Here is a 3,743-nt window from a genome sequence, read left to right on the forward strand (position 1 = left end):
AAAAAAACATCTCACATTTAATACATCTCACCTTTAAGACAAAGTACAAGGCCTTTTGAGTTGAAATCACTTGCTTTGCTATTGATAATTCTGATTGTTCTTAGTTGTGCGGACAAGAAATAGCTCAGATATTGCTGATTGCTATCTCAGAACACTATATTTTCATTTACTTATGATAAAATAACATACCAGAGAGGGACGATTCCTCATGAAGAATTTGAAATATTTCACTATTGCTTTCGGCTTAATTTCGCTTGGAAGTACGGTGGTACAAGCAGCACCAATCGATTCAGAGGCTGAAGGATGTATTATTAGTCGTGAAACTGGTGCTAAATACTGTTTAAAGCCTGGTGAACGATCCGGCTACTCTTTACCGCAGTGGATATATAATCATGCCGTTGATGTGCTGGCACCTAGCGGCATCTCCGTTATGCTTAGCGATTGGGATAATTTGTCATACAACCGCCTAGCAATGTTTGATGGTTATACCGGTAATGATGAACTTAAAAATGTAAAAGCTTATAATGGGCAGATATTAGATTTTTCACATCCTCGTTCAATGCGTGTGCTTGCTTCAGACACGTATCCAGAAGCCTGTATTATTAGTCGTAAGAGTGGGGAGCGTTTTTGTCTCAAAGAAGGAGAGCGCTCAGGTTATTCTCTGCCTGCCTATATTTATGGGCATGAAGTTGATGTGGAAGCTCCGAAAGGTTTAGGGGTTATGCTCAGTGATTGGGATAATCTTTCCTATAATCGCCTTGCAGTTTTTGGTGGTGACACAGCAAACTCTCTGCTCAACGCGGTTAAAGCCTATAATGGTGAAATTCTTGATTTTTCGCATCCTCATTCGATGCGCGTCGTTCCTTATACCAAACCAATAGATGTTATTGAAACAAACTTGAAATGGTCTTGGGAACGTAGCCAGTTCAAACCTGAATTTAATCAGGTTATGGCTACACCAGTGGTTGCACAACTCAATGATGATAATCATGATGGTAAGATAGATAATAATGATGTTGCTGACATAATTGTTGTTACATTTGAAAGTAACAAATATAACGCGGGAGGCATTGTCAGAGCGTTAAGTGGCGTTGATGGTTCTGAACTTTGGTCCTACTCAAATGGCGGTATAATTGCGGATGCTCGCTATACTCCTGCAGTTGCTGATCTTGATAGTGATGGTTTGGTTGAAATCGTTACGACAAGTTTAAATAGTGCATATATCAACGTGCTTGATATTGAAGGTAATATCAAAAAGCAAATCGAGAAGACAAAGACGGGCGGTGGTGCATCAGGCAATATCACTTTAACTGATCTCGATGGTGATTCCTCGGTTGAGATACTTTCTGCCGATGGGGTTTATAACTACGATACGGGTTTAGTATTTTCCCATTCTTGGACGCCATCTTCTATCAGTGGTGATTTTGATGGAGATAAAGTTCAAGAAATATTCATGAATGGTGACCTTTATAAAGCCGATGGTTCTTTAAGCTGGCAATATGATAAGAAAGATTTCGCATGGTTTTCTTCTCTTGTCAATCTTGATGATGATGAATTTCCTGAAGTTGTAGTGTCAGTTCCAGCTTCAGTGGCAACTGCGCAAAATAGCCGATTTGCAGTTTTAGAGCATGACGGTTCGGTGAAGTGGGAAATTAATAGTATGTCTAACCCTGGTGGTGGTGTTCAGGCGATCTCTAACTTCTTAGGTAAGAAAATAACGGAAACTAGTAAGTGGTCTCATGTGTTTGGTTACACAGGACATAGCACCGCATATACGATTTCTGTTAATAATTCTGACCCATTATTTGTTCGTTCTGGGGCCGCTATCGATGCTATTGGGATATCACGTAACGCTATTACTGGCGGTAATGGTGGTAGCTTTAATTCCCCACTTCAATTAAATCAAGTTGCTTCAATTGATATTACGTCGGGTAAGTATTGGTGGGGTGGAGAACATGTATTGGCTCTAGAATTCCATCTAAAAAATGGCTCTACAGTCTTCATGGGTTCCAAACATTATGCCTTTTCTAAAAAAACTGAACGTTTACAGATTCCAGAAAACAGCAGAATCCGTAATATCAAAGCATGGACTGCAGGTTGGTTAATCGATGGTTTGCAATTTGAGATAGTATCAGAGCAGGCTAACAACGATGTTAAAGGTATCGTACATGCTGGCTATACTGCGGTTGATATGTATAACAAAAATGGTGAATTAATTTGGTCTGTACCAAATGATGACCGCACTAGTGGTAAGATTGGCGTTTCTGCTTACGATTTTGATGGTGATGGTGTAGATGAAGTTATCGTTCAAGATCAAATGCGAGTTCGTATTTTAGACGGTCAAACTGGGAATGAAAGAGCTATTATAGCAAACTCTTCAGCGACCTTATGGGAATATCCTATTGTTGTAGATCTTGCTGGTGACAACAATGCAGAACTGATTGTTGTTGCTAATGATTTTGATAAAAACTATGTCGTTAATCATGGTGTGTTTGTTTATGAATCTGCTGATGTATCCAAACCTTGGGCCAATGCAACTCGCATCTGGAACCAGCATGCTTTCCATCTGACGAATGTTACTCAAGATGGTGTAGTGCCTACAAATGCGACACCGAGTTGGTTGAGCCATAATACATACCGTTCGAGTACATTACGTGCAACGGTGGGTGGTGAGTCTCCAATTTGGGGTTACTCAAATACTCAGAAATCGCAACGTGTCGTGACGGCGGATAACCAGATGTATCTGCGTTCTGGTTTTGCGATCGATGCGATCGGCACGACGGCCAATAACTTGGTGGGCGGCCCAGTACAAGGTACTAACGGTGGTGTGCTAAGAGCACCGATTGCTCTTGATCAATTGCAATCCGTGGAAGTTACCTCTGGTCTTTATAACTGGGGTGGTTACCACATAGTGGCGATTAAGTTCACGATGAAGGATGGCTCTAGCGTGTTATTGGGTTCAACCCACTATGCGAGCAACAAAAAAGTTGAAACGTACACTGTGCCGCAAGGTAAACGCATCAAGCAGATTAATGTTTGGACAGGTGGTTGGTTAGTTGAAGGCTTGCAGTTTGTATTCGATTAATTGATATCGTTTTAATTCAATAATTGAAAATCCCTCGAGATAATCGAGGGATTTTTTATTGTATCGAGAAAACCCCCAGCTAGGCTGGGGGTTCCGTAAAGCTTACAGCTATAAGTCAGTTATATAACCCCTTTCAATTTGATAAAAACGTCTTGTGGTCTGGCAACTGCAAGAGTTAATTAAGAATTGAAAGGGGGTCCCAATGGGGGACGAAAAGAGCTTAGCGCACACGCGATGGAATTGTAAATATCATGTAGTTTTTGCACCTAAGTACCGAAGGCAGGTGTTCTATGGTGAGAAACGAAGGGCAGTAGGCGAGATACTTAGAAAACTATGTGAATGGAAAAGTGTGAATATTATTGAAGCGGAGTGCTGCGTAGATCATATTCATATGCTTTTAGAAATACCACCGAAGATGAGTGTTTCATCATTTATGGGGTATTTGAAAGGAAAAAGTAGCCTGATGCTATATGAGCGATTTGGAGATTTGAAGTTCAAGTACAGGAATCGAGAATTTTGGTGTCGAGGGTATTATGTAGATACGGTAGGAAAAAATACCGAGAAGATACAAAGTTACATAAAGCACCAACTAGAGCAGGATAAAATGGGAGAGCAATTATCGATCCCGTACTCAGGTAGCCCGTTTACGGTGTAGTGG

Annotated in this window: 2 protein-coding genes; both read left to right on the forward strand. The window is 40.8% G+C overall.

Translation table 11 applies throughout. The annotated features are described in order from the left end of the window. Positions 1-208: 208 nt before the first annotated feature. Positions 209-3,085 (forward strand): beta-prism lectin domain-containing protein, encoded by a 2,877-nt coding sequence (locus AACQ17_RS07555; RefSeq protein WP_094146897.1) that lies wholly within the window; start codon positions 209-211, stop codon positions 3,083-3,085. A gap of 202 nt (positions 3,086-3,287) precedes the next feature. Then, positions 3,288-3,740: an IS200/IS605 family transposase gene (gene tnpA, locus AACQ17_RS07560; RefSeq protein WP_094167588.1), complete on the forward strand. Its 453-nt coding sequence runs from the start codon at positions 3,288-3,290 to the stop codon at positions 3,738-3,740. Positions 3,741-3,743 lie beyond the last annotated feature (3 nt).

The organism is Vibrio sp. V10_P2A27P122 (genome assembly GCF_963874335.1).
GTDB classification, from domain to species: Bacteria; Pseudomonadota; Gammaproteobacteria; order Enterobacterales; family Vibrionaceae; genus Vibrio; species Vibrio anguillarum.